Annotated in this window: 1 protein-coding gene; it reads left to right on the top strand. The window is 29.7% G+C overall.

The genetic code is table 11. The features are described 5' to 3' along the window. Positions 1 to 23 precede the first annotated feature (23 nt). Positions 24 to 283, top strand: a 260-nt coding sequence (locus SB659_RS19320) for a hypothetical protein (protein WP_410551561.1), incomplete at its 3' end; no start/stop codon positions are given.

Here is a 283-nt window from a genome sequence, read left to right as displayed (position 1 = left end):
AAAGAATTAATTAAATTTAGAGGATGCGTAAATACTTTTTAATACTATCAATACTTTCATTTGCTAATGTATTTTCCCAGCAAATTAAAAAATCTCTTTCAGAACTTGAAGTTCAATATGAATATTCTTTTGTACGAGATACAACAGATATAGACCCAAATCATAGGTTCAAAGAGCTTATGTTATTGGATTTCAATTCTCATTATTCATTGTTTTATAGTCAGCAATATCTAGCTGCAAGAAATGCCATCAAGAAAGCAACTATTGAGGCCCAAACTGCTAG

Source organism: Arthrobacter sp. SIMBA_036 (genome assembly GCF_046535135.1).
Taxonomy (GTDB): Bacteria; Actinomycetota; Actinomycetes; order Actinomycetales; family Micrococcaceae; genus Arthrobacter.
The sequence above is the reverse complement of the archived record's forward strand: the minus strand, read 5'-3'. Positions and strand labels throughout refer to the sequence as shown.